The following is a 24,935-nucleotide window of genomic DNA, read 5'->3' as shown; positions in this document are numbered from 1 at the left end:
GCCCCCTCAGCACGGAGGCGTGCGTGTGGGCGCCTGCGCGACAAGAACGAGCCCTCGCGGTGCAATGAGCTCGTGCGTTTTGAGGAACGCCGAGAGGTTTCACGGCGGACGGTCCCGTAGCAATTTGAGAGTGGACAACGCGGCGTTGATTAAGGTAGGGGGACCGGTGGGGAGGAGGTTCGGCATGGCACGCAACGCCCCGGTAGAGCGGATTTCACGTAGCGATCGAGAGCGGCTGTGCTCCGCGGCGGGCAGGAAGGAGATTGATCTTACTCGCAGCCTCTTGGGACCCGATACGCTTACCTGGCACATCAACCGCGAGGCGGTGCTGTTGGCTGGGGGTGGCTGCGCACTGTTGATGCAGGTTGCCCACCCGTTGGTGGCGGCAGGGGTGGCCGATCACAGTAACTTTCAGGAGCGCCCGCTCGATCGGCTTTACCGGACGCTCGATCTCATGCTCACGATTACTTTCGCGCCGGCTGCGGATGCAATTCGCGCTGTGCGCGAAATCGAGCGTCGTCATGCCAAGGTGCGCGGGCGACTCGCGGTGCAAGCGGGACCGTTTGCCGTAGGCACGCCCTACCGTGCTTCGGATCCGGCGTTGATGCTGTGGGTGCATGCGACCTTGGTGCACACGGCGGAACGGATATTCGGAATGTTTGTGCGCCCTTTGGCGCAGGAGGAGCAAGAGAAGTACTACGAGGAATCCAAGGTCATTGCGCGGCTCCTCGGTATCCCGAGTGCAGCGATTCCGCCCACTTGGTCGAAATTTGAGAGCTACATGCAAGAGATGCTCGCAGGCGATGTGCTGACTGTGACCGCGCAAGCGCGGGCAATTGCGAGCGCCATTTTGCAGCCGACGCAGCCCATTTGGTTGCGCGGAGCCATGCCCCCGGTGCGTTTGTTGTCTGTCGGCCTCCTTCCCGAGGTGCTGCGGCAGCGATATGGCTTTGCTTGGTCGTCGTGGCAAGAGCAACTGTTTCGGGCCGCAGTGATGGCGGGGCAGTTGGCTCTGCCATGGTTGCCCGGGTTCGCCCGTTACTTTCCGCACGCCCGACAGGGTTGGCAGCGCGAGTACGATGCTGGCTTCCCTCGCCGCGCGGTGCGCTCCCGGGCGGCCATGGCCTGAGCCGCGCTCCGGTGGGCGCGGTTGCACCAACAAACAAAACTTGTTTTTTAAAGTGCACCGATTAGGCTGTGTAAGCGCACCACCATGCGGACGACTGTGCAGGGCAAGTTTCGGCAAATCAAGGACGTGTTTTACGAAACGCGCGTCCTCATGGGGCGGCAGTACACGGTGCGTCGCTTCGCCGAGGAAGTTCTGGGCGGAACGATCGATCCAGTAATGTTGAGCTACATCGAAAACGGCAAACGTTTTCCGAGCGAAGCTTTGGTGCGCAGGCTGGCAGCGGTTCGGGGGGAAGATCCTCATCCGTTGCTCGCGCTGCTTTGGCGCGACCGGATGCTGCACGCTTTCGGCAAAGAGTTGCGCCGAGTACTGGCGGCACCCCGCGCCGTGGAGGGCATTACCGATGCGGAATTAGCCGTGCGGGTCAGCCAAGCCATTGCTGCCTTGCCAGATGACGGCAGTTGGATCGCGCTTGCCGAGTGGCGCCGCGGATTTGAGCACGAAGAGCGGCGCGGAGCGCGGCGGTCGAAGCAGCGGTCCGCGGGCAGCAAAGCGATTGCCGAGAAGGTAGAACAATTGCTGCGCGAGCGAGGGTTGGTGGAGGTGCAGAAGGGGCGCGTGCGCAGGAAAGGGCGACACTATGTAGCCCGAGACCGCGAGGAAAGAGCTGCTCTGGCCATGGAGTTTTGTGCGCTTTTTGCGAAGGCGTTGTTGGACAAGCTGGCACTCAGCGATGGCGGCACAGAGACGTATCTGCGTAATCACTTTCTCCACATCGAGAAAGCGCGCTTGAGCGAGTTTCAAGAGCGGCTCGATACCGCGCTGCGCGCGCTCGCGCAGGAGTTCGCGGCGGACGAATCCCCGGAAACACAGTTTCTCAACGTGTTGGTTGCAGCCACCAGTATTTGAGGAGTCTGGACATGAAGATGCTGCATGTGTTGCTGATACTCTTGGGCTTGTTTGGTAGTGGCAGCATAGGCGGCTGTGGTGGCGGCAGTGGTTCGAGCGGATTCGATCTCCGGGCAAGGGAAGAGCAGGCGATTGCGGCGGCATTGCAAGAGCGGCGGTGTGTTGTGTTGGCGGCGACTGGTCAGCAGGTGTGCCCGCTGGAGAACGAAACGCCGGCTAATGCAACCTCTGGCGACGACGTACTCTTCACGCCGGCGGGAGTCGCGTTGCGCTGTGCGCTGACGAGGGAGAGGTGCGTGCTCCAGTTCGTTCTTCAAGTTGGAGCCTTGCGGGGCGAGGAGGCATTCATCAGCATGGTAGCGGTTCGAGCTGCGCAAGAAGGGGCTCCATGGCACTTGTTGGATCCGGGTCGGGCGTTGGCAGAGGGGCAACTGGTGGACTACGCCCTCGATGTCCCGAAACAGGACCTGGGGCTCAGTGCCGGTGTGGAAACGGTCCAGCTAGCGGTCTTGCTCTTTAGCGAACGGCCGTCTTCCCTCCCTGAGGTGGTTGCTACGTTGTCGGACACCGGTGCGCACAGCTTTTTTGTGACCGGAGCTCTGCCCGTGGCAACCGCCGGGCCATCGCTGCTGTGAGGCGAGCGGGGTTCAGACTCGAGGCTGTTGTTGGGTGACACAATGGATCGCGCCTAAGCCCCAAATCAGCTCACGCGCATGAATGCCGACGACGCGGCGCTCGGGGAACACGCTCTGTAGAATTGAGAGCGCCTCGTCATCTTGCGGCACGCCAAAGGTTGGCACCAACACGGTGCCGTTGGCGATGTAAAAGTTGGCGTAACTCGCCGGCAGTTGTTGGCCCTCGTAGAACACCGGCTCGGGCAGCGGGAGCCGCACTATTTCAAGCGGACGGCCGTCTTGATCCCGCATATGCTCAAGCCGGCGCAGGTTATCCGCCAATGCGTGGTAGTCGGGAGAGGATCGGTCTTCGGTAGCGACAGCGACGACGCGCCGCGGGCCGACAAAGCGAGCGAGATCGTCCACGTGACCATCGGTGTCGTCACCGGCAATTCCCTGCCCCAGCCAGAGGATGTGTCGGACGCCGAGGTACTGGCAGAGTCGGCGTTCGATGGCTTCGCGGCTCAGACCCGGGTTGCGGTTTGGATTTAGTAAGCAGGCTTCGGTCGTCAACAGGCTTCCGCAACCGTTGACGTCGATGGAGCCCCCTTCGAGGACCATCGTTGGACGTGCAAGCGGCAGCTCCAAGGCCTCGGCGACACGGGTAGGAACGGCGTTATCAAGGTCCCAGGGAGGGTACTTGCCGCCCCAGGCGTTGTACTCCCAGTCGACAATGGCAAGTCGGCGCTGTTGGCGGTTGACGACGAAGATGGGTCCGTGATCTCTCGCCCATGCATCGTTGGTCGGGATGCGAAAAAAGCGCACGCGTCCGCACGGAACGCGGGCTCGTTCCAAAACGGAGCGCGCTGATTCTTCCAATTCTTCCGTGCCCACGAGAATGCGCACCTCTTCGAAGGGCACCAGCGCCCGCACGATTTCCGCCCAAACTGGGGGAACGCTTTCGAACAAGCCCGGCCAAGACTCTTCTTTATGCGGCCAGGAAAGCCACGTGGCCTCGTGAGGTTCCCACTCAGCGGGCATACAATACCCGAGCTCGGCAGGAGTGGCAGGTAACGTCTGGGGCATCAGAGGTCGCTGTCGTCGAGGAAACGTTTGAGGAGGCCGCTGTATGCGTCCGTCCGGCGGTCACGCAGAAACGGCCAATTCCGGCGGGTGTCTTCGATCGCCGTTCGAGCGCAGCCGAACCACAGGAGTTCTTCTCGTTCGTGGCTCGCCTGCACAATCACGCGGCCGAAGGGATCGCAGGCGAACGACCCACCCCAGAACTCGAGCCGGTCATCGATACCCACGCGGTTACAGGCGGCAACGTAGATCCCATTGGCGATCGCATGGGCACGTTGCACGGTTTGCCAAGCTTGGTACTGGTCGGCTCCGTGCTCCGCTTTTTCCGCCGGGTGCCAGCCGATTGCGGTTGGGTAGAGTATCACCTCAGCGCCCGAAAGTGCTGCCAGACGAGCGGCTTCTGGAAACCACTGATCCCAGCAAACCAACACACTCACCTTCCAACCGGCCACAGAAAATACGCGAACGCCCAAGTCGCCGGGCGTGAAGTAGTACTTTTCAAAGTAAAGGGGATCGTGCGGGATGTGAAGTTTGCGGTAGACACCGGCTAACGTACCGTCAGCACCCAAGACAACGGCAGTGTTGTGATAAAGGCCAGGAGCACGGCGCTCGAACACGGAGCCGATGACGGCAACGTGTGCCACCGATGCGGCTCGTGCGAGTGCATCCGTGGTGGGCCCGGGAATGGGTTCGGCGAGGTCGAACAGCTCCGGAACTTCTTGCTGGCAAAAGTAGGTTGTACGAAACAGCTCCGGGAGACACACCAGCCCAGCACCCTGGTCGCCTGCTTGGCGAACGAACTCCACAGCGCGCCGAAGGTTCTCGGATGGGTCGTTGCCGCAGTGCATCTGCACGAGGGCGACGCGCAATTCCGTCGGTCTCTCCCAGGCCATGTTGGGCAGCGATTAGGCAGCGAGTGGCGTGGATGCAAGCGGCCATGGGCGGAGATCGGTTCATACACGGCGCCGCATCGGCCGGCGCTTTTCATGACGCCTTCCCGCGGGAGTTTATCCGGCACAGGCTGGTCGCCTTTGCTGCTGTTATGTGGCGCGCGCTTCCTGTGCTGCTCACACCTCGAGACGGTTCCGGCGCGGCCGGGCATCCAAGCTGATGCTGCCTGGGCCGCGTGCGGCGAGCCCGAGAAGTCCGCCGAGGATCGCGAGGTTTTTGAGAAAGTGGATCGTTTGGTCCTGAGACTGGGGAACAACCAGGCTCGTGTGGTACACGAGAGTGACGACCGCAAGCCAGGCGGCCACCACTGCTGCGGCAACACGTGTTTTGAAACCCAGGGCGATAGCGACTCCGCCGAAGATCTCGATTAGAATGGTGGCGAGGAGAGCGGCTTCTGGAAGTGGCACTCGGTGCTGAGCCATGTCTTCCGCCACTGAGGAGAACTTTATAATTTTGCCGAACCCTGAGAGCAGAAAAATGATGGCTAAGAGTCCACGGCCCAACAGCTCCACCACGGCCATGAGCCACCTCCGTTTCAAAGTATTTGCCGTGGCGGCAATCTGCCCGCAATTATTGCGCTTTGCAACAAATGCCCGTGCAAACCCGCGAAGCAGTTTCGTCCTCGATGGCAATCGGGTTAAGGGCGCCGGGTAAGGAATTCGTATGGTTCTGCACTCACTCCGTCGTAGTGGCATCGACTGGGCCGTGGTAATAGGGCTGGCACTCGCAGCCTGTCTGGCAGCAGGGCAAGAAGCTGGAGCGCCAGCGGCAGTGGTGAATGGCGCGCCGATTCCGCGCAAGGTCGTCGATCAAATCGTCGCCGGAATTGTGGCAGTCAAGGGTGCTGGCGAAGGCGGCGCACAACGGGAGGAGTGGGAACGATCTGCCCTCGAGTCGTTGATCGACTTCGAGCTACTGTATCAAGAGGCCCGGCGGGTGGGAGTGAACGTGGACAGTGAGGAAGTCGAGAAGGAGATCGAACGGTCCAGGGGCAAGTTCGGTGGGGAAGAAAAATGGCAGCGCGCGCTTGCCGAGCGGGGCTGGACGTTGGCGGACCTCAAGAGGGATACCGAGCGGGCAATAGTGGTGCAGCGATTCTTGGAAACGGTGGTATGGAAAGAAGTCCGGGTGGAGTCGCACGCTGTTGATGATTTCTACCGCCGAAACCAGGACGAGTTCCGCCACCCGCGGCAAGTTCGCTTGAAGCATGCATTCGTAGCGGTGCAGTCTCCCACTCCCGAGGGGTGGCGTGCCGCGGAGCGCGCCGCGGGAGTCGTTCGGCAGAAATGGTTGTCTGGGGCGACGAACTCGGTTGGCCCTGCGGAAGTAAAAGGCGTATTGGAAGAAGAGCTTGGCTGGGTGGGGCCGGGCGAGTTGGACCCTGAAGTAGAGCGAGTGGTGTTCGATTTGGCGACGGGCGAGGCATCAAAGCCCGTTCGGCATGGCAATGGCGTGCATGTGTTTCTTGTCGAGGGGAAACGGGAGGCGGGCATCGTTCCGCTCGAAGAGGCGCGCACCAAAATTGAAGCAGTGCTGCGCAAGCGCGAACGCCAGCGTTTGCGCGATGAACTGGTGGCCCGCCTGCGGCAGCAAGCGGACATCCGGTACCCGTAGCGCTGAGAGTACCTCGAACCGGGGTGAGGAATTCGGTGCGAGAGCAGAAGGGGTTCTTGCCACTCGTGTTGCAGAGTCCATCTGCTCGTGGCAACAACGTCGACGAGCAAAGGAATTCGTGACCACATGAGCCAAAGTCGGCAAAGCGGGGTCTCGGTTGTCATTCCGGCATACAACGCGGCGGAAGAGTTGGCCGAGACGGTTCGTAAGGTTCGGAGCGAACTCTCTCTACTGGACAGCCCCGTCGAAATCGTGGTCGTGGACGATGGGAGTACGGACGATACCACTCGTGTGGCTTCGAGCTTGGCGGGTGTGCGGTTGCTGCGGTCGTCGTGCAACCGGGGCAAGGGGTGGGCTGTGTACCGGGGCGTGATGCAGGCGTCGTTTCCCGTGGTGTGTTTCACGGATGCTGACGGTCCGTTTTTGCCAGGCAGTTACCGGGCAGTGGTCGAGCCCGTTCTCGCTGGGGCGCCCTTTGTGATTGGATCCCGCCGATTGCCTGGCTCGGAGATGTTGGTGAGCATGAGTGCGCTGAACTACGCCGCGCGCCGGCACTTGATTGGCATAGGTTTCAACCGGTGTGTCCGTTGGTGTTTGCCCCTACGCATCACGGATACGCAGTGTGGCTTGAAGGCGTTTTCACGGGAGGTGGGAATCGAACTGTGTCAAAGGGTGCGTTCCTTACGTTACCTGTTCGACTTGGAGCTCTTGCTCGCCGCGCGGGAGCTCGGAGTCCCGGTGACGGAGGTCCCAGTGTCGGTAGCCTACCGCGACCGTAAGACGTCTTTACGCCTGTTTCGGGAATCTATTGTGATGGCCGTTGGGCTTGGGGGCATCGCCTTGCGCGCGTACGGCGGAACATATCGGGTGCCGAATCCGAAGATAGCTAGCCTCGTAACTGATGAGGCTGCTTTAATCGAGGGTGCGGTGGGGAGCAGACCTCGGTAGTCCGCAAACCGAGCGAGCAAGGGTGAGCCGGATTACGGCTGTGCTTGGTAGCGCGGAGGCTCAACGGCCGGTGAACACAGGCGAACGCTTTTCCGAAGCGGCCTGAAGGGCTTCTTTGTGATCCGCCGTCCCGTATAAATAGTGGAGAGAAAGCGACTCCAAGCGGAGCTGGCCGGGAAAGGAATTTTCCAGCCCCTCGTAGAGGGCCTGGCGGGTAAGGCGCAGCGATAACGGCGCACACTCGGCGATCTCTGATGCTAGGGCCAACGCTTGCTCGAGCGCTTGGCCGGGCGGGACGACGCGGTTAATCAAACCCCACGCAGCGCACTGCTCCGCACTGTACATTTTCCCTGTAAAGAGGAGCTCGCAGGCACGGGCAAGGCCGACAAGGCGGGGTAGAAGATAGGTCGAGCCCAGCTCAGCCATTAAGCCTAACCGGGCAAACAGGAAGCCAATTTGCGTTTCGCTGCTGGCAATCCGTAGGTCGCAAAGCAGGGCCATCGTTGCACCGACGCCGAGGGCGTAGCCGTGTAAAGCGGCAATGGTCGGTTTCGAGAACTGACGGAGCAGCAGGGGGAAGTCCTCGCTGCGGGTCACTCCGCCTTCCCTCTCTCCACTGCGAGCTTGTGCACGGAAGAAGTCCAAATCGGCCCCGGAGCAGAAAGCCCGGCCAGCTCCAGCCAGCACCACCACGCGGATGCCGCTGTCCGCATCGAAGGCGCGAAACGCTTCGACGAGTTCCTTGCCCATCGTTGGGGTCCAAGCGTTCAACCGCTCCGGCCGGTGTAAAGTGACCACACCTACGCTCCCTTGCCATTCAACCTGTAGTGTTTCGTACTCTCCCACCGGACGTCCTCCTTTTTCTTCATTCGTGGCTGCCTTCATGCCTTGAAATTCGGCGGCAGTCGACGCCTCCAAGGTTTCTCACCGCTGTGCCGGACCACTCGCGACGTTCAAGGTAACTCTGTCCCACTCCGCATCGCCATGTCGGACGATCGCGGAGCCGAGCGGCTGGCAGCTCGGAAACCAAGGGGAATTCCCCGCCGCGCGGGTCATGCGCGGTCCCTTGCGTTGTTCCCACAAAATGGTGGACGAGCTAAGGGGGCAGCATGAGTTCGATCGGTGTGCGCGTTAGTTGCGACTCGTTAGTGGCCTTGAGTTCCGTAACGGCCACTGGGGCCACCTTGTTTGCCAAGAACAGTGATCGCCCTGCCCTGGAATGTCAGCCGCTCTGCGACGTCCCGGCGGGAGAGCATGCTGCGGATGAGCAAGTTCGTTGTACGTACATCTCTGTTCCGCAGGTGCAACGCACGCATCGGGTCATAGGATCGCGCCCGTACTGGTGCTGGGGTTTCGAACATGGGCTCAACGAGCATGGGGTTGTGATTGGCAATCATACGGTGTTCACGAAGGAGCCGGTTGCTGCCTCCGGGCTTTTGGGTATGGACCTTGTCCGCCTGGGTCTCGAGCGTGCGACGACTGCCCGAGAAGCCGTACGCGTCATGAGCGAGTTGCTGGCGACATACGGCCAAGGGGGCTCGGGCTTCGCGGACAAAGACTGGCCGTACCATAACTCGTTCCTCGTTGCCGATCCGCACGAGGCCTTTGTTTGGGAGACTTCGGGGCGGCACTGGGCGCTGCGGCAGGTGCGCGACGTTGCCAGCGTTTCCAACCACCTAACCATCGGCACCGACTGGGACGAGCTCGGCCCGGACACGGTGTCCTACGCTGTGGAGCAGGGCTGGTGGACCGCTGAGGTGGTGGAGCGCTTCGACTTCGCGAAGGCGTATCGGGACACTGAGGTTGTGCCACCGGTGATTTCCTCGGGACGGCATCGAAGAACTTGCGAACTCTTGGGAAGCGCGAAGGGAAAGATCTCGCCGGCGTTGCTTCGTCAATGGATGCGCGATCATTATGGGCGCACCAACCCGCGCGCTGGGGTCAACCCGAGCGAACCAGAGTATTTCACCGTGTGCATGCACGCGGATCCGGTCGGCACCACCACAGCGAGCATGATTGCTGAGTTTGTGGCAGGGACGCGTAACGCGATTTACTGGGCGTGTTTGGGCTCGCCGTGCGTGGGCGCGTTCTTGCCGTTGTTTTTGGATCTCACCCTCCCTGAGGTGCTGACCCGCGGTGGACAAGAATATTCTGCGGATTCTGCGTGGTGGCGCATGCGCGGGTTGTTGGAGCGGGTGGAGCAAGATTGGGAAGGCCGTTTGCCGGTCGTGCGGGCCGTGCTCGATCCCGTAGAGCAGGCGCTGGCGGCTGAGGCAGCGGAGCTTTCGGATGCCGATTTGGAACAGCGGCAAGCTTTCCTGAACGTGGCCGTGGAAGAAGTGCTCGAGGTCGTGGACGACTTAGTGCGTCGCTTCGCCTGATTGGTGAACCGCAGAGTCGGTTTCCGGGGAGTAGACTGACTCAGGCAACAGGGTTGCGGTAATATCCACGGCCACGCCCCACCGGCCCGTTAACGCTTGGAGCGCTAGCGGCCAGTCAATTTCCGCCCGCAGCCCAGCATGTTCCAAAGCACTCTCGAGCTGGGTTGGCGACCACACCTCTGGACGGTCGAGGACCTCCAAGAAGATCCTTTGGTCAGGAGTACGCGCGAGGCGAACAGGTTCATCAACGATGGCCACGGGCGTCCCGTCTGGCACTTTGGTGAAGAGCTCTTCGATGTGCTCCTCATGCAGGCGGATGCAACCATGTGTCGCATAGCGCCCAACGCTCCACGGAGCATTGGTGCCATGCAGTCCAATCCCGGGTGCGGAAAGCTGGATCCAGTATTTGCCCAGGGGGTTATCGGGACCTGGTAGAACACGTTTCCGTACTCGCAGACCAGCGGCTTGCATTTCCCGTTGAATCGACACCGGCACATACCAGGTGGGGTTACGACGACGCCCGATGATGCGGTACATTCCCGGCGGCGTTTCCCAAGCTGGGCGGCCAGCGGCGATGGGGAAATTCGCAACAACCCGTCCCTCGTGGAGCCAATAAAGGCTTAACAGGGGGAGATCCACTACCAAGCCGTTGGCAAAGCTTGCGGGAACGATGTGGCGGTTCGATAAAACCAACCGTTGCCCGATGCGCAGCCGACGGGGATCACGGATCCCGTTACGACGCAAAACCGTATGGAGGCGAACACCGTAGCGTTTGGCAAGACCCGCAGGAGTGTCGCCGGCAGCTACTTCGTGGATCAGCTCACGGCCGACCACAATGGTGTAGAGCGCACCCCTGCCCTGGCGAGGCAGGGTTTGTTGTTCTTGGGGCGGAACCAGTTCCGGCGTCGGCTGCGCCTCGGTGACATCGGGATGATGGCTCGGAGGAGCTGCAAAGCAGATTGCGGAAAGCGCACAGCAAGTGAGAAGAATGGCAACAAAATGGCAGACAAAATTTGTCATTTTGCGCCACGAGTCAGACACGTAAGGTGCCACTATTCAACCCGGTGGACTGACACAAGTGGGCATAGTTTTGGCTCGAAAAACGGCATCGTCAGCTCGGAGGATCGATGAGCGAGGTTGTTCGTACGGTGCTGGAGTACTTGGAGATCCACCCCGATCACGGGCTTGCGCTGATCGCGGTCATCATCGGCGCGTACTACTTGCTGAACTACCGCCCTCGGATGGTCCGGGATGCGGAGCGCCGGCTTGCCGAACTCCGTGAGGAGCGCGCAAACCTGTACCGCGGGCTAAGGCCCCCAAACGGTACTTCCCACCTTCGTTAGCTTGTACTCGGGCGCCCGGCCCCAGAGGCCAGGAGCCCGCCTGGTGCGGCAGCATGTTGCGGGCGCCCCCGGGGACGCTTGTGCGGGGGGCGCGGGTGTAATGGGCCGGCTGCGCTTCTCAGCGGGTATGCCTTGTTTGGATTCGGAACAAAGGGCACAAAAAGCTGAGGAGCGATGAGATGACAGCACGAGTGGTGGTCGCGGCAGCAATCGTGGCAAGCTTGGGGGGCGTGTGGGGGTGCGGCGACGATGGTGAGGGTGCAGCCAGCCGTCCGGAAGTCAGCCCCCAGTTGGTCTTGGTTCCTGGGGCGGTGCCGCCTCCGAACCCAGTGACGGGTACCGCGACCCCCGCTGAGCTCAACTTTGCTCGGGCACTTGTTTATCAGCACCCGAGCAGGGGGGATGGGGACGTGCAGTTCGTGGTCGTTTGCGTGCCGGGGTTTTTGGGAGGGGCGAACGACTTTGACTACTTAGCTCGACGACTCATTGCCCGTAGCGATGGGCGTATTGCCTTGTGGGCCGTGGATCGGCGCTCGAATGCGCTAGAGGATCATTGGGGCCTCGATCAGGCTGAGCGCGAGAAGAATCCTGACATCGCCAAAGCGTATTACTTTCAGGGTGCCGAAGTTGCGGGTAAGCGCTTCCAAGGTTTCCTACGGGCGGAGCAGCTTCGGTTTCTCTCGGAGTGGGGTTTACGGGTGCACATTGAGGATTTGCATGCGCTCCTACGCGAGGTGTGGCGGCGCTACCCACGCGCGGCGATTTTCCTTGCTGGTCACTCGCTTGGGGCCTCGATCGCGCCAATCTTCGCAGCATGGGATTTTGGCCCATACGCCGGTTTCGAGCTGCTCTCGGGCTTGATCCTATTGGAAGGCGCACCCAATGCGGGCGCCACACCGCCATCGCAGCAAGCGTACGAAACTACCGGAGTGCCGGGCGGATTGAGCCGAGTAAGCTTACAGAGCTTGCGCAACGGGAATCCGGTGAGTTCGCTGGAGCCCTTCGTTTCTACGGATCTCTTCGTGACCGCAGAAATTCTAGGGATGCGGGCAGCTCCTGAGTTTGGGCAAGCGAATACCATTTCACCCGATGCCGATCTGTATCGCGGCTTTTTCACTTTGCTGTTTGGCTCGACGGTGATCCCCCCTGCCACGAATCGTGCTGCCTTGGGGTTTGGGTTTGACAACGATTTCCAGCCCCTGGCCTTCGCGCGGGTGTCCGTCGGGAGCGCAACCGGAGGCACGGTGGGACCGAATCCCAATGCAGGGCTCTTGAGCCAGCTGCTCGGCGCGGTGGGAAACCTCCTGGCGCCGCTAGACGCGAGCGCGACCTACACCTGGAGCGACGCCGCAGCCGATGATCCGGGGCGTGTCGACCCGACGCGGCTCGAAACCTTTGGGGGGCTCCTATTTCGTGGTCCGACGAACTTTATTGAATGGTACTTTCCGGCTCGACTGACCTTGGACGTCGGCGTGGTCACCGGTTTGAACGTGAGCCGAAGCGAGGATTGGCGGCTCGATCAGCATGGGTTGGCGGTAACTGAGAACGCTCGCGTCGATGTGCCGGTGTTTGCGGTTGGGGGTAGCCGCGGGTTGCTGGCTAACTTGGAGCGTCTGCGCCCTTATCGGGATTCTCTCGCCCCCGCGCTACGGAGCGGGGTGGCCCGCGATCGAGTTGCGGATGGCTTCCGCACCATGCTGATGGAGAATTACGTGCATCTGGACGTGCTCACTGCCGACGATGAACGAGCTGGCGGGAATGGGTTGTTCGCTGCGGTTGTGGAGTGGCTCAGGGTTGCGAGCCAACTGGCCCCACGCCGAGGTGATCTAACCCCCTAATCAGGCCAACGGATTGGCCCGCGGGGTTGCCGCTCGCCGGAGTGCATCGAGATCGCGCAAGGTAATCGAGTAGCGTTTGTACTGGAGAATGCCTCGGTGGGCGAATTCGGCCATTGCCTTGCTCACGCGCTCGCGAGAGGCGCCAACCATTTCGGCGAGATGTTCGTGGGTCAGTGGAAGGGTAATTTGGAGACCCTCTGCTGAAGGTTGCCCAAATGCATCAGCGAGTTCGATCAACGCGAGCGCCAAGCGCCCTGGCAGGTCGAGCACCATGCAGTGGAGCAGCCGCATCGCAAAGCGAGCTTGCCGCATCAGCAGCCGATTGAAGAAATCGGCAACCACACCTGCGGGCAGCGTGTGGAGGACGCGCTCGAAGTGGCCACGCGACACCAGCGCCAGCTTGGCTTCGGTAAAGGCGTCAGCCGAGCTCCAACGCGGGCGCTCCTTGTCGACCAAAGGAAAACCGAAGATGGTCCCCGGTTGGTAAAGCGCGCAAAGGACGCGCCGGCCGTCCGGCAAATAGACCGACACACTGACCTCTCCCTGCAAAACGAAGAACACCGTACTGCGGGAGCTGCCTTGCGGCAAAATCGAAGTGCGCGGCGGGTAAGTGCGATACGTGGCGGCTTCCATGAGGTGCTCGATTGCCGGCGCGGGTAAACCCCAGTCGGTTGCCCAACTAGCGCGGATTGCTGGGTCGATGGTGATCGGGGCCTTGTGTGACATCGGTCACAGACCTTCGGTGCACGTTCTCCTATGGTACTCCGCCTACGAACGCAACAGATCGGCGGTGTAAGAAAATAACGCCGCGAGAGGAGGGAAGAACAATGGAGGTACAACGAAAGTATCAGTTCATTTCGGCGGATTCTCACATCGTGGAGCCCCCGGATTTATGGGAGAAATGGTTGCCACGGGAATTTTTGCCGAAGGCGCCGAAGCTCGTAAAGGATTCCGAAGGGGGTGACGCGTGGCAGTATCGCCCGGGCACGCCTCCGGTGCCCCTTGGTTTGGTGACCACGTATCCCGGGCGAACGTACGATCAATTTAAGTGGACTGGGGCCCGGTACGATAAGGTCAACAAAGGCGCGTTCATTGGTTCGGAGCGACTGAAAGAGCAGGATATCGACGGTGTTGACGCCGAAGTGTTGTACCCTTCGCAGCGCACCATGCGCCATTTCATGCTCGACGACGATCCGGAGTTCCACAAAGCAGGGATTCAGGCGTACAACAATTGGATGGCGAAGGAGTTCATGGCGGCTGACCCCACGCGGCTCATTGGTCTGGCACAAATGCCGAACCTGGGTGTGGAGGAAATGATTGCCGAGATGCGCCGTGCAAAGCAGCTTGGGATGAGAGGTGTGATCCTCTCCAGTTGGCCAAGCGGGGCGCCAGCGCTGACGGTCGATGACAATGCCTTTTGGGCTGAGGCTGAGAAGCTGGAGATGCCGGTGAGTATCCATCTCGGAGTGGCATCGAAGCAAAGCGGCAAAGCGCAAGTGAGCACCGGGATGATGGAGGGGCAAGGCTTACTGAGCACGGGTGCGAAAACCATCGTGGGGTACGCCTGCGCAGGTTTGGACACCATGCCGAACATCATCGCGGAAACCATCTTGTCCGGGTTGTTCGATCGCTTCCCACGCCTCAAGTTCATCTCTGTGGAGGCGGGCGCAGGGTGGGTGCCGTTCTTCCTCGAGCAACTGGACGACCGCTACTTCCGCAACCGTGCTTGGGCCAAGGTGGAACTGCAGATGCTGCCGAGCGAATACTTCCACCGCAACTGGTTGGTTACGTTCGTTCAAGACTTTTACGGCGTCCGGAACCGTCATGCAGTTGGGATTAAAAACATGATGTGGTCTACCGATTATCCGCACCACATTTGTGATTGGCCTTACACCCGCAAGCTTGCGAACGAGATGTTCTCCGGGGTCCCCGAAGAAGAGCGATACGCGATTTGTGCGGGCAACGCCGTGGAGCTGTATAAGTTGGCTCACTGAACTGCGGCAGATCGTTTGAAATTTGCATGCGCCGGTCGGTGGGTTCGGTAGGAGGGCTGACGGCCTACGCCCACCGCACCTGCCGATCGGCCTCTCCTGTATTGACGAGGGCGCTGGGGTTGTTGTTAAGAGCCTACAATGAGGTTCTTCGCCCTTGCAGTTCGTAGCCTCGCTCTCGTGGCGGTGCTGGGTTCTGGCTCTCTCGGTAGAACGCCAGCCCTCGCCCAAGAGGGGCGGTGGCGCGAGCCCACGCCGGATCTGGCGGCGCCACCCGCGTCGACCGTTGCCCATGAGACGATTCGAACCGTGCACGAGATTCTCTTGTTGAGCCCAGCGCCGCCGCAACTCGTTCCGGAACTCTGGGACTACTATCTGATGCTCTCCGAGCGCGCTGCCACGGGTGAGGTCTCACCTGGATGGGCCGCCTATCTGTACACGAACTACTTCCTAGACTTGGTTCGGGAGCGGCCAGAGGGCATTCCTCGTCGCGATCGAGACGAACTTCGCAGGCACCTGCAGGCCAGCATCGACTATTACAACATCCGCAAGCGTCCCGAGGCGCGGCCCGCCCCGTTCGGGCACTGGGTGTATCAGGTTCTGCCCTCCCAATGACGCAGGTTGGAGGCCTTGCCTCCGCTGTGCTGCGCTCGTGCCAGTGCGGGCCACGGTGCCCTGGAGCTTGCGCCTCGAAAGTCCGTGGCGGTCGCACGAATTGTAGACAAACAGTAACGGGTCGGAGTAAAAGCGAGCTATGCGGTTTGTGGCGAGGCATCGCCAGCTCGCGCGCCGGATCGTTGCATTGGCGCTTCGTAGCTTGGTCGCGCTGGCTGCCTCGCTGCGAGACACGATGGCCGTCGACCTTGGGTCCGAAGACGCTTGTGTGGGGGATTGCGATGGCGATCGCATAGTCACCGTCGACGAACTGATCCGCAGTGTACGGATTGCTTTGCAACTCGTAGGGCCGGAGGCGTGCGTTGCGGCGGATATCGACGGGGATCGCCGAGTAACTATCGAGGAGATCGTGCTAGGGGTCAACGCGCTGCTGCAGGGGTGCACGCCTCGGGCTACGAGGACTGCGACGCCGCTGATCATTCTGCCGACAAACACAGCGACCCCGACAGCTTCCCCAAGCGCGACGGCGACCCGCCTCATCGAACGACAGCCTTGTTTCACGGAAGTCAGCCGAGAGGTGGGTTTGGATTACGTGCACTACACTGTGCCCTCGCCAGCCCCTTTTTACGAGCAGTTTTACTTCTCTGGCGGCGCGGCCGCGGGCGACTTTGACGGTGACGGGCGAGTGGACCTCGTTGTGAGTAGGCTCGACGAGCCTTCCCTTTTGCTATTCCGCAACCGCGGTGACGGAAGCTTCGAAGAGGTGGCAGAACGAGCTGGTCTTGTCGTCCCCGAAACCCGCATGAATGGGGTGGCGTGGGGAGACATCGACAACGACGCGGACCTTGATTTGTACGCGACGGCGGTTGGCCCGGACCAGCGCCGCCATTTCTTGTTCGTCAACGACGGCAGTGGCCACTTTACCGAAGAAGGGCTCGCCCGCGGTGCTGCGGTGCTCACCGAAGAGCCGCACTACGGTTTCAGCGTGGCGTTTGGCGACTACGATCGCGATGGATTTCTCGACATCCATGTAACCGAGTGGCGTCCTCGCGGGTACAACCGTCGCAATGCTCCGTCGCACGCGCGGCTGTTGCGTAACGAGGGATTGACGCGCCCCGGTTTCTTTCACGATGTCACTGTGGGAGCCGGGGTCCGATTGGATACCGTTCCTCCGCTTCGTGCCGATCTCGGGTTTGGATTTTCGTTCGCCTCTCGCTTTACCGACCTCGACGAGGACGGTTGGCCGGATCTTCTTGTGGCCTCTGACTTTGGAACCAGCCGCTTATTTTGGAACCGGCAAGACGGAACGTTTCTGGATGGAACGGTTGCAGCAGGTGTAGGTACGGATGAAAACGGTATGGGATCTGCTGTGGGCGATGTGGATGGCGACGGTTTGCTCGACTGGTTTGTGAGTTCGATTTGGGATCCTCTCGCACGCTGCCAGGGGCCAGAGGGCTGCTTTTGGGGTACGAGTGGCAACCGGTTGTTCCGCAACGTTGGCAAGCGCCGATTTGCCGATGTCACGGACCAGTGGGGAGTCCGCAATGCCGGTTGGGGGTGGGGTGCGACGTTTTGGGATGCGGACAACGACGGCGACCTCGATTTGGTTGTCGGCAACGGCGCTCGCTTTCCGGTGCTGGACGAGCTCGGGATGAGCGAGCTGGACGACGACTATGAACGGGATCGGCTCCGGGTGTGGGAGAATGTTGGTGGCACCATGCGTGAGGTGGGGGAAGCTTGGGGCTTAATCGACGATCGGCAGAACCGCGCTGTTGTGGTTTGGGATTACGACATCGACGGAGATCTAGACCTCTTCATCGCCAACAACTCGGACCACCCATTGTTGTTTCGAAATGACTGCGGGAGCCGACGCAAGTGGCTCAAGATCAAGGTCACGGGCACGAGCTGGAATCGTGCTGGAATTGGTGCACGGGCGCGCGTGTGGGTCCATCGTGGCGGGGTGCCGCAAGTGCGGGAAATCGATGGCGGCAGCAACTACCTCGGCCACAATGAGTTCACGGCACATTTTGGGTTGGGCGATATGACCTTGGTGGACCGTGTCGAAGTGAGTTGGCCGGGAACGGGAGCGAGGCAGGTGTGGCTGGACGTTCCCGCGAACACGAACCTCCACGCAGTGGAGCCGTAAACGTGGCCTGCGCTTTAGTTGGCCTCAGCGAGAGAGCAACCGCTCGCATTGTCGGTGGCGCGCGGCACGGCCCTCGGGGGATTGCCACACCGCACGAGTATCGCGCGCCTCGTCTTCCGTCTCCGCGAGGATGGCCTGTACAGCCGGCCCAACGAGTGCACGTTTCGTGTGGGCATACGCTTCTGCGGGAAACGCGCCGAGCCGCGCGGCGCGCCGCAGCACCGTGTCGCGCGCACCCTCTGGGGAAAGGAGTTCATCGACAACACCGAGACGGATTGCCTCCGTGGCCGGGTAGAGCGCAGCACCTAGCATGAGTTCCGCCGCCCGAGCATGGGACAAACGAAGCCGAATGATTTCCAGGGCCGCTCGTGGGTAAGCCGCCCCGACGGCGATCTCGTTTAACCCAATCCGATAGTTTCCTTGCACCCCCAACCGATAATCGCACGCGAGAGCCAGCACCAAGCCCCCAGCAATCGCATGCCCCTGCACCCAGGCAACAGTTGGCTTGGGAAAGGACAGTAGGCTCACGTGTGTATCGCGGTACAGGCGGTAAAAGGCTGCCGCTTGTTCCTCGCTGCGCCGTGGTGCTCGGAAATCGAAGCCCGCACTAAAAAACGAACCAGCTCCGGTGACAACCAAAGCGCGCACCTGGGAGTGGGACTGTGCCTCGTGTAAAGCGTCCTGGAGGTCCGAAAGCAACTGTTCTTCAATAGCATTCGCGGGCGGGCGGTTCAGCGTAAGGATGCGGACGGCGTCCACGTCTTCAATCTGAATGGTGTTCATGGCCGCGGTTAGTGGTCGAGTTCTGCGGTCAAGGCAAGCCCGGCGTTGACCGTTCTCGGTAACCTCCCTATGAGCAGGACAGCCTTATGGAGCGAGCAGATGTGACGGCGGGGAGCGTCAAAGCCACGGCACCTCCACGAGATTTCATTCGAGAAATCATTGCCGAAGACGTGCGCACGGGCAAAAACGGGGGTCGGGTGGTGACGCGTTTTCCACCGGAGCCGAATGGGTACTTGCACATTGGCCATGCAAAGTCGATTTGCCTGAACTTCGGTGTTGCGCAGGAGTTCGGCGGTGTGTGCCACATGCGCTTTGACGACACGAACCCCGAAAAGGAGGACAAGGAGTACGTCGAGGCGATTTTAGAGGATGTTCGGTGGCTGGGTTACGACTGGGGCGACAAGTTGTTTTTCGCCTCCGACTACTTCGAGCAGCTCTACGGGTATGCCGTGGAGTTGATCCGGCGAGGCAAAGCCTATGTGTGCCATCTGAGTACCGACGAGATTCGCCAGTACCGGGGAACATTGACGGAACCGGGACGGGAGAGCCCGTATCGCAATCGGAGTGTAGAGGAAAATCTGCGCCTCTTTGAGGCCATGAGGGCGGGGAAGTTCCGGGAAGGCGAGTGCGTCCTGCGGGCGAAGATCGACATGGCCTCTCCGAACCTGAATTTGCGCGACCCAGTCTTGTACCGGATCAAGCACGTTCCGCATCATCGCACGGGAGCGAAGTGGTGCATTTACCCGACGTACGATTTTGCCCATCCCCTTTCGGACATGGTCGAGGGCGTCACGCATTCGCTGTGCACTCTGGAGTTTGAGGATCACCGGCCGTTGTATGATTGGATTTTGGACACCCTCGAAACTCCGTGCCATCCCCGGCAAATCGAGTTTGCCCGGCTGAACTTGAGCTACACGGTTCTAAGCAAACGAAAGCTGATCGAACTCGTGGAAGGCGGGTACGTACATGGATGGGATGATCCGCGGATGCCGACCTTAGCGGGCTTGCGACGCCGGGGGGTGCCGCCCGAGGCCATCCGTGATTTTTGTCGGCGCATTGGAATCGCGAAGCGGGACTCTTTAGTTGATATCGCGTTACTCGAGCATTGCATCCGTGAAGACCTGAATCGCCGTGCTCCGCGCTTCATGGGGGTTTTGAATCCCTTAAAGGTTGTCATCGAAAACTATCCGCCCAACCTAGTCGAGCGGATGGACGCGATTAACAACCCGGAGGATCCATCGGCGGGAACGCGCAAAGTTCCGTTTTCCCGAGAGCTATGGATCGAGGCTGATGATTTTCGCGAGGATCCGCCCAAAAAGTTCTTTCGCTTAGCTCCGGGCCGTGAGGTTCGTTTACGTTATGGATATCTGATTACCTGCAAGGAAGTGGTAAAAAATGCTCGGGGCGAGGTCATTGAGTTGCGTTGCACCTACGACCCAGCAACGCGCGGTGGGGACACCCCTGACGGAAGAAAGGTGAAGGCGACGTTGCATTGGGTATCCGCGGCGCACGCGATCCCGGCGGAGGTGCGTCTATATGACCGTCTCTTTACCGTGGAAAACCCGGCGGCGGAAAAAGAGGACGTGGATTACAAGAATTTCCTCAATCCAGATTCTCTGCGGGTCATCTCTAATGCGTGGGTAGAGCCAGCCCTGGCGGAGGCGAAGCCGGGTGAACGCCTGCAGTTGGAGCGCCTCGGTTATTTTTGCGTGGATCCGGATAGTCAGCGTTTGGGCAAGCTCGTCTTGAATCGCACAGTAACGCTGAAGGACACTTGGGCCCGCTTGGAGCAGCGAGGCTTAGTTGATTGAGGTTGGACCGATGGAGCTGCGGTTGGACGGTAAGGTTGCGCTGATCACGGGTGGATCGCGGGGAATCGGCAAAGCGATTGCACGGGCTTTCCATGATGCTGGTGCTCAGGTGGTGATTTCGGCGCGCAAGGCGGACGAGCTCGTGCACGCTGCGAAAGAGATTGGGTCAGACGTTGCATACTGCGCTGCCCATGCGGGTGAGCCCGAGCAAGCGCAAGCATGCGTGGAATTCGCCTTGGAGCGCTTTGGTGCGGTGGATATCTTGGTGAACAACGCGGCAACCAATCCGTACGCCGGGCCGCTGATCGAGGCAGACTTGCCTCGGTTCGACAAAACCGTTCAAGTGAACTTGCGCGGGCCGTTCATCTGGACCCAACTCTGTTGGCGCTTTTGGATGAAGGAACACGGCGGTGTTGTGCTCAACATTTCCTCAGTGGGAGGATTGCAGACCAGTCCGCTCCTGGGGGTTTACAATGTGACCAAAGCGGCGCTGATTCATTTGACTCGGCAGCTCGCCGCTGAACTCGGGCCGCGGGTGCGCGTGAACGCCATCGCTCCCGGCTTAGTGCAGACTGATTTTGCGCGGCTGCTTTGGGACGAAGGACGTGGCGCTTTGGTTGCCGAGCGATATCCGCTGAAACGCCTCGGCACGCCGGAAGATGTCGCCTATGCCGCCCTTTACCTCGCATCGGACGCTGCGAGTTGGATCACCGGTCATACGTTGGTGGTTGACGGCGGCGGGTTGGTTGCGTTGCCTGTGTAGAGTTACGCTCGTAGCTTGAGAAGGAAGACTCTCGCAGCCCACGTTGGGTGGGGTACGAGGGCGACAGTCGGGGTTCGGTTGTGGCAGACCAGCCTTTTGATGCTCGAGAGCTTGCCGAAATTCGCGCCGAATTTCCTGCGCTCCAACGTTACGTATACCTCGCCTCGAATGGCATGGGGTTGCTCCCGCGCCGCGCGGTGAGCGCAGCAACCGCCGTGTTGCGCAAGTTGGCTCGCGAGGGAATCGTGTTCGAGATTTTCCACGTCCCACGCGTGCTCGAGCGTGCGCGACAGCGGGTCGCCGACTTTCTCGGTGCCGATGCTGACGAGATCGCCTTTTGTCGCAATACTACCGAAGGCCTACTCTGGGCAGCGGAGAGCCTACCGTGGCAACCTGGTGACGAGGTGCTGCTGGTGCAGGGCAGCCATTATGCCACGGTGTTGCCGTTTTTAAGTCGGCGCGTGGCTGGGCTGGAGGTCCGTTGGGTCCGCCCTCGGAGTGCAGGCGCATGTACGTCGGACGATTTTGCTGCAGCGTGGGGTGAGCGCACGCGAGGGGTCGTGGTGAGCTGGGTGGAGTTTTACAACGGGTTTCGCCATGACCTCGCCGGACTGGTCGCGCTCGCGCACGAGCGGGGCGCATGGGTGGTGTGCGATGCGGTTCAAGGGTGGGGAGCGTTGCCGTTTTCCGCACGTACGATGCGGGTTGACGTTGCCGCGGCAGGTGCCCAGAAGTGGCTCCTGGGACCACCGGGGGTGGGAATTTGCTTCATCGCGCGCGAAGCGCGGGAGCACATGCGGTTGTATCACGTCGGTGCAAACAGCTTGGTGGATCCACATGAACCAGCAGAGCCGCTGAGCAGTTACGACGTGACTTACGCAGGCGGCGCTCGGTGTTTCGAAGAAGGCACGAGAAACATCCCAGGAATTTCTGCGCTGGAGGCCTCGGTATCGTGGCTTATGGAACTGGGCATTGGGCGGATTGCTGCGCAAATCCGGGCTGTCTCCGATTACCTTGCAGCGGAGCTATCGGAGTCCGGTTGGAAGATCCGGAGCACGCGAGAGCGGGAGCTGTGGTCCGGAATTCTTCTCCTCGAACCGCCTCCTGGGGAAAATGCTGAGCACTGGATGCATCGCCTGCACCAACGGCACATTGCGATCAATTATCGCGAGGGGTGTCTGCACCTCGGGATTCACTTTTATAACGGGCCGGAAGACATCGATGCCTTCATTGCTGCGGTGAAGCAGGGGTAAATCGGCTAGTGTTGGAAGTAGGGAGCGCACGGCGAGCAAAGGTGCGGGTGAAATTTGGTTGTCCCCAGGTAAGCCCGTGCTAATCTTCGAGGCATGGGTGAACGGCGACCTGAGTGGGAAGACGAGGTCCCCACGGTCCCGAAGACAAGAACCCGGCGGAAAGTGCAGCAACCGAAACTTTATAAGGTGCTGCTGCACAACGACGACTACACGACCATGGATTTCGTCGTGTACGTGTTGATGACGGTGTTCCACCGCTCGGAGGCAGAGGCGGTGCGCATCATGCTTCACGTGCATCACCACGGCGTCGGTGTGGCCGGCGTGTACCCGCGAGAGGTGGCAGAAACTCGTGTGGCTCAGGTCGAAGCACTGGCGCGCCAACACGAGTACCCGCTACGTTGCAGCATCGAGGAGGCGTGACGGATGCGCATCAGTCGAGAGTTAGAAATTTCCTTGGCGCTGGCGTTTAACGAAGCTCGCCGGCGGCGGCATGAGTTCGTGTGCATCGAGCACCTCCTTTACGCGCTGCTCCACGACGAGGACATTATCGACATCATTCGCCACTGCGGGGGCGATGTTGACGCGTTGAAGCGTGCTTTGGAGACGTTTTTCGATCGCCACTTGGAGCGTGTCCCCGAGGGGTTACCCGTGCAACCGCAGCAGACTACCGGCTTTCAGCGAGTGTTGCAGCGGGCCGCGGCGCACGTGCAGTCCGCCGGCAAGGAAGAAATTCAGGCGCGGAATGTTTTGGTCGCGATATTTCGCGAGCCGGATTCGCATGCCGCTTATTTTATGGAGCAACAGGGGATTACACGGCTGGATGTGCTCAATTACATCTCCCACGGGGTGTCCAAGATCGGTGAGGAGAATTTGTCCCGCCTGCCGTTGGGCGATGACGAAGAGGACGACGATCAAGACTTCGACGGTGAATCCAAGCGGGGGCGGGACCCGCTGGCCTTGTTCACCACGGAGTTGGTGGCCAAGGCGGCGGCAGGGAAGATCGATCCGATTATCGGTCGAGAGCGTGAACTCGCCCGTACCGCTCATGTCTTGTGCCGGCGGCGGAAGAACAATCCCGTGTTCGTGGGAGAGCCCGGAGTGGGTAAAACGGCGCTGGCAGAAGGTTTGGCGCTGATGATCCACAAAGGGGACGTTCCCCGGTCATTACAGAACGCGAAAATTTACGCGCTGGACATGGGGGCTTTGCTCGCTGGCACCCGTTTCCGTGGTGATTTCGAGCAGCGGTTAAAGGGTGTCATCTCCGCGCTCAAGAAGCAAAGCAACGCGATTTTGTTCATCGACGAGATCCATACCTTGGTGGGCGCAGGCGCTGCGAGCGGCGGGTCGCTCGATGCTTCGAACATTCTCAAACCTGCACTGCAATCCGGGGAGATCCGTTGCATCGGGGCGACCACGTACCAGGACTACAAGAATTACTTCGAGCGCGACCGGGCCTTGGCGCGCCGGTTCCAAAAAATTGAAATCGCTGAACCCACCGTGGAGCAAACGTTGGAGATCGTGCGTGGCCTAAAGAAGTATTACGAGCGCCACCACGGGGTGACCTACACGCGCGGTGCACTGAAAGCGGCAGTCGAACTCGCGGCCCGCTACATCAACGACCGCCACCTGCCGGATAAAGCACTCGACGTGATCGACGAGGCAGGCGCCAAGTTACAGGCCGAAGGGGGCCCCAACAGTCGCCGTCGAGTGGTGCGGGTCAAGGACGTGGAACAAGTGGTCGCGCAAATGGCGAAGATTCCTCCGCGTTCGGTTTCGTTGTCTGATCGTGAACGGCTGCAGACGCTGGAGCGCGACTTGAAGCTCTCGGTCTTCGGGCAGGACGAAGCGATCCACACTCTTGCCTCTGCGATCAAGCTGGCGCGCGCCGGACTCGGGCAGCCTGAAAAGCCGGTCGGCTGCTTTTTGTTTGCCGGGCCCACTGGCGTAGGAAAAACCGAGGTGGCCAAGCAGTTGGCATCGACCCTTGGAGTTGAGTTCATCCGCTTTGATATGAGCGAATACATGGAGGCGCACACGGTATCGCGTCTAATTGGTGCCCCTCCGGGATATGTAGGCTTTGATCAGGGCGGGTTGCTGACCGACGCGATCCGCAAGTCGCCCCATGCGGTGCTGTTGTTGGACGAGATTGAGAAAGCGCATCCGAACCTGTTCAACATCTTGTTGCAGGTGATGGACCACGCCACGTTGACGGACAACAACGGCCGTAAAGCAGATTTCCGCAACGTGATTCTGATTATGACCACGAACGCGGGCGCACAGGAAATGGCCACGAATCCGATCGGTTTTGGCGCTCGGAGCAACGCACACAAAGCGCAAGAAGCGTTGGAGCGGCTCTTTAGTCCAGAATTCCGCAACCGCTTGGACGCGATCATTCACTTTAAACCCCTGAGCCCCGAAGTGATCGAGCGGGTGGTGGATAAGTTCATTGCGCAACTCGACGCCCAGTTGAACGAGCGCAGGGTGTTTCTGCAAATCACGCCAGCAGCGCGGAAATACCTGGCCGAAAAGGGTTACGACCGCACCTTTGGTGCTCGGCCCATGGCCAGATTGATTCAAACCGAAATCAAACGGGTACTGGCGGACGAAATTCTCTTCGGGCAACTGCAGCGCGGTGGGCGGGTGGAAATTGACGCGCGCGAGGGAAGGCTGGTTTTCCACTATGAACCGCTGTCGGAGCCTCGCCCGGTCGATGCTGCCGATGTGGACTGAGAGTCTCGAGCTGGCAAGCTGCTGCTTTCGGAT

Annotated in this window: 23 protein-coding genes; 16 read left to right on the top strand and 7 right to left on the bottom strand. The window is 60.5% G+C overall.

Features of this window, described 5'->3' with window-relative positions; translation table 11 throughout:
- Window positions 1-184: 184 nt before the first annotated feature.
- From N3C12_14140 to N3C12_14130, 3 genes are all read left to right on the top strand, one after another.
- Entirely contained in the window at window positions 185-1,129 is a 945-nt protein-coding gene (locus N3C12_14140) for a DUF2236 domain-containing protein (GenBank protein MCX8073566.1), read from the top strand.
- Window positions 1,130-1,213: 84 nt separating this feature from the next.
- Window positions 1,214-2,038 (top strand): hypothetical protein, encoded by an 825-nt coding sequence (locus N3C12_14135; protein ID MCX8073565.1) that lies wholly within the window; start codon window positions 1,214-1,216, stop codon window positions 2,036-2,038.
- 11 nt (window positions 2,039-2,049) lie between these two features.
- The gene (locus N3C12_14130) at window positions 2,050-2,673 is read left to right on the top strand and encodes a hypothetical protein (protein MCX8073564.1); all 624 of its coding nucleotides are present in this window, start codon (window positions 2,050-2,052) and stop codon (window positions 2,671-2,673) included.
- A gap of 12 nt (window positions 2,674-2,685) precedes the next feature.
- On the opposite strand, the gene N3C12_14125 is transcribed toward N3C12_14130, so the two are convergent.
- The 3 genes from N3C12_14125 to N3C12_14115 form a co-directional block, all read right to left on the bottom strand.
- Window positions 2,686-3,738 (bottom strand): agmatine deiminase family protein, encoded by a 1,053-nt coding sequence (locus N3C12_14125; GenBank protein ID MCX8073563.1) that lies wholly within the window; start codon window positions 3,736-3,738, stop codon window positions 2,686-2,688.
- Window positions 3,738-4,628 (bottom strand): carbon-nitrogen hydrolase, encoded by an 891-nt coding sequence (locus N3C12_14120; GenBank protein ID MCX8073562.1) that lies wholly within the window; start codon window positions 4,626-4,628, stop codon window positions 3,738-3,740. The genes N3C12_14125 and N3C12_14120 overlap by 1 nt, the downstream gene beginning before the upstream one ends.
- 174 nt (window positions 4,629-4,802) lie before the next feature.
- Window positions 4,803-5,207, bottom strand: coding sequence for a DoxX family protein (locus N3C12_14115; GenBank protein ID MCX8073561.1), 405 nt, complete (start codon window positions 5,205-5,207; stop codon window positions 4,803-4,805).
- Between the two features lie 142 nt (window positions 5,208-5,349).
- On the opposite strand from N3C12_14115, the gene N3C12_14110 reads away from it, so the two are divergent.
- Together N3C12_14110 and N3C12_14105 are read left to right on the top strand one after the other, a co-directional pair.
- Window positions 5,350-6,300, top strand: coding sequence for a SurA N-terminal domain-containing protein (locus N3C12_14110; protein MCX8073560.1), 951 nt, complete (start codon window positions 5,350-5,352; stop codon window positions 6,298-6,300).
- A gap of 126 nt (window positions 6,301-6,426) precedes the next feature.
- Window positions 6,427-7,248, top strand: a complete 822-nt coding sequence (locus tag N3C12_14105) for a glycosyltransferase (GenBank protein ID MCX8073559.1) — start codon at window positions 6,427-6,429, stop codon at window positions 7,246-7,248.
- Between the two features lie 60 nt (window positions 7,249-7,308).
- On the opposite strand, the gene N3C12_14100 is transcribed toward N3C12_14105, so the two are convergent.
- Window positions 7,309-8,094 (bottom strand): enoyl-CoA hydratase/isomerase family protein, encoded by a 786-nt coding sequence (locus tag N3C12_14100; protein ID MCX8073558.1) that lies wholly within the window; start codon window positions 8,092-8,094, stop codon window positions 7,309-7,311.
- A gap of 263 nt (window positions 8,095-8,357) precedes the next feature.
- Here N3C12_14100 and N3C12_14095 point away from each other — a divergent pair, with 263 nt between their 5' ends.
- Window positions 8,358-9,629 carry a C69 family dipeptidase gene (locus N3C12_14095; GenBank protein ID MCX8073557.1) on the top strand — a complete coding sequence of 424 codons (1,272 nt, stop codon included), beginning with the start codon at window positions 8,358-8,360 and terminating at the stop codon, window positions 9,627-9,629.
- Here N3C12_14095 and N3C12_14090 read toward each other — a convergent pair.
- Window positions 9,609-10,649, bottom strand: a complete 1,041-nt coding sequence (locus N3C12_14090; GenBank protein MCX8073556.1) for a L,D-transpeptidase family protein — start codon at window positions 10,647-10,649, stop codon at window positions 9,609-9,611. The two genes, N3C12_14095 and N3C12_14090, sit on opposite strands and share 21 nt — an antisense overlap.
- A 107-nt stretch (window positions 10,650-10,756) precedes the next feature.
- Between N3C12_14090 and N3C12_14085 the strand changes: the two genes are divergently transcribed.
- On the top strand, window positions 10,757-10,972 hold the full coding sequence (locus N3C12_14085; GenBank protein ID MCX8073555.1) for a hypothetical protein: 216 nt from the start codon (window positions 10,757-10,759) through the stop codon (window positions 10,970-10,972).
- 179 nt (window positions 10,973-11,151) lie between these two features.
- A complete protein-coding gene (locus tag N3C12_14080; protein ID MCX8073554.1) occupies window positions 11,152-12,810 on the top strand; it encodes a lipase family protein in 1,659 nt (552 codons plus the stop codon).
- Here the strand turns inward: N3C12_14080 and N3C12_14075 are convergent, their stop codons facing one another.
- The gene (locus N3C12_14075; GenBank protein MCX8073553.1) at window positions 12,811-13,536 is read right to left on the bottom strand and encodes a Crp/Fnr family transcriptional regulator; all 726 of its coding nucleotides are present in this window, start codon (window positions 13,534-13,536) and stop codon (window positions 12,811-12,813) included.
- 101 nt (window positions 13,537-13,637) lie between these two features.
- On the opposite strand from N3C12_14075, the gene N3C12_14070 reads away from it, so the two are divergent.
- The 3 genes from N3C12_14070 to N3C12_14060 all read left to right on the top strand — a co-directional run bounded on the left by N3C12_14070 (window position 13,638) and on the right by N3C12_14060 (window position 17,562).
- The gene (locus tag N3C12_14070; GenBank protein MCX8073552.1) at window positions 13,638-14,804 is read left to right on the top strand and encodes an amidohydrolase; all 1,167 of its coding nucleotides are present in this window, start codon (window positions 13,638-13,640) and stop codon (window positions 14,802-14,804) included.
- A gap of 138 nt (window positions 14,805-14,942) precedes the next feature.
- The gene (locus N3C12_14065) at window positions 14,943-15,416 is read left to right on the top strand and encodes a hypothetical protein (protein ID MCX8073551.1); all 474 of its coding nucleotides are present in this window, start codon (window positions 14,943-14,945) and stop codon (window positions 15,414-15,416) included.
- A 148-nt stretch (window positions 15,417-15,564) separates the two neighbouring features.
- Entirely contained in the window at window positions 15,565-17,562 is a 1,998-nt protein-coding gene (locus N3C12_14060; GenBank protein MCX8073550.1) for a CRTAC1 family protein, read from the top strand.
- A 24-nt stretch (window positions 17,563-17,586) separates the two neighbouring features.
- Here the strand turns inward: N3C12_14060 and N3C12_14055 are convergent, their stop codons facing one another.
- Entirely contained in the window at window positions 17,587-18,345 is a 759-nt protein-coding gene (locus tag N3C12_14055) for an enoyl-CoA hydratase/isomerase family protein (protein MCX8073549.1), read from the bottom strand.
- Between the two features lie 86 nt (window positions 18,346-18,431).
- Between N3C12_14055 and N3C12_14050 the strand changes: the two genes are divergently transcribed.
- The 5 genes from N3C12_14050 (at window position 18,432) to clpA (ending at window position 24,902) form a co-directional block, all read left to right on the top strand.
- Window positions 18,432-20,156: a glutamine--tRNA ligase/YqeY domain fusion protein gene (locus N3C12_14050; protein ID MCX8073548.1), complete on the top strand. Its 1,725-nt coding sequence runs from the start codon at window positions 18,432-18,434 to the stop codon at window positions 20,154-20,156.
- A 10-nt stretch (window positions 20,157-20,166) separates the two neighbouring features.
- Window positions 20,167-20,919, top strand: coding sequence for an SDR family oxidoreductase (locus N3C12_14045; GenBank protein MCX8073547.1), 753 nt, complete (start codon window positions 20,167-20,169; stop codon window positions 20,917-20,919).
- 80 nt (window positions 20,920-20,999) lie between these two features.
- Window positions 21,000-22,172 (top strand): aminotransferase class V-fold PLP-dependent enzyme, encoded by a 1,173-nt coding sequence (locus tag N3C12_14040; protein MCX8073546.1) that lies wholly within the window; start codon window positions 21,000-21,002, stop codon window positions 22,170-22,172.
- Between the two features lie 93 nt (window positions 22,173-22,265).
- Window positions 22,266-22,592 carry an ATP-dependent Clp protease adapter ClpS gene (gene clpS / locus N3C12_14035; protein ID MCX8073545.1) on the top strand — a complete coding sequence of 109 codons (327 nt, stop codon included), beginning with the start codon at window positions 22,266-22,268 and terminating at the stop codon, window positions 22,590-22,592.
- Between the two features lie 3 nt (window positions 22,593-22,595).
- Window positions 22,596-24,902 carry an ATP-dependent Clp protease ATP-binding subunit ClpA gene (clpA, locus tag N3C12_14030; GenBank protein ID MCX8073544.1) on the top strand — a complete coding sequence of 769 codons (2,307 nt, stop codon included), beginning with the start codon at window positions 22,596-22,598 and terminating at the stop codon, window positions 24,900-24,902.
- Window positions 24,903-24,935 lie beyond the last annotated feature (33 nt).

Source organism: Candidatus Binatia bacterium, from assembly GCA_026415395.1.
In the GTDB taxonomy this organism is placed as follows: domain Bacteria; phylum Desulfobacterota; class Binatia; order HRBIN30; family HRBIN30; genus HRBIN30.
This window is presented reverse-complemented; position numbering and strand designations above follow the sequence as displayed.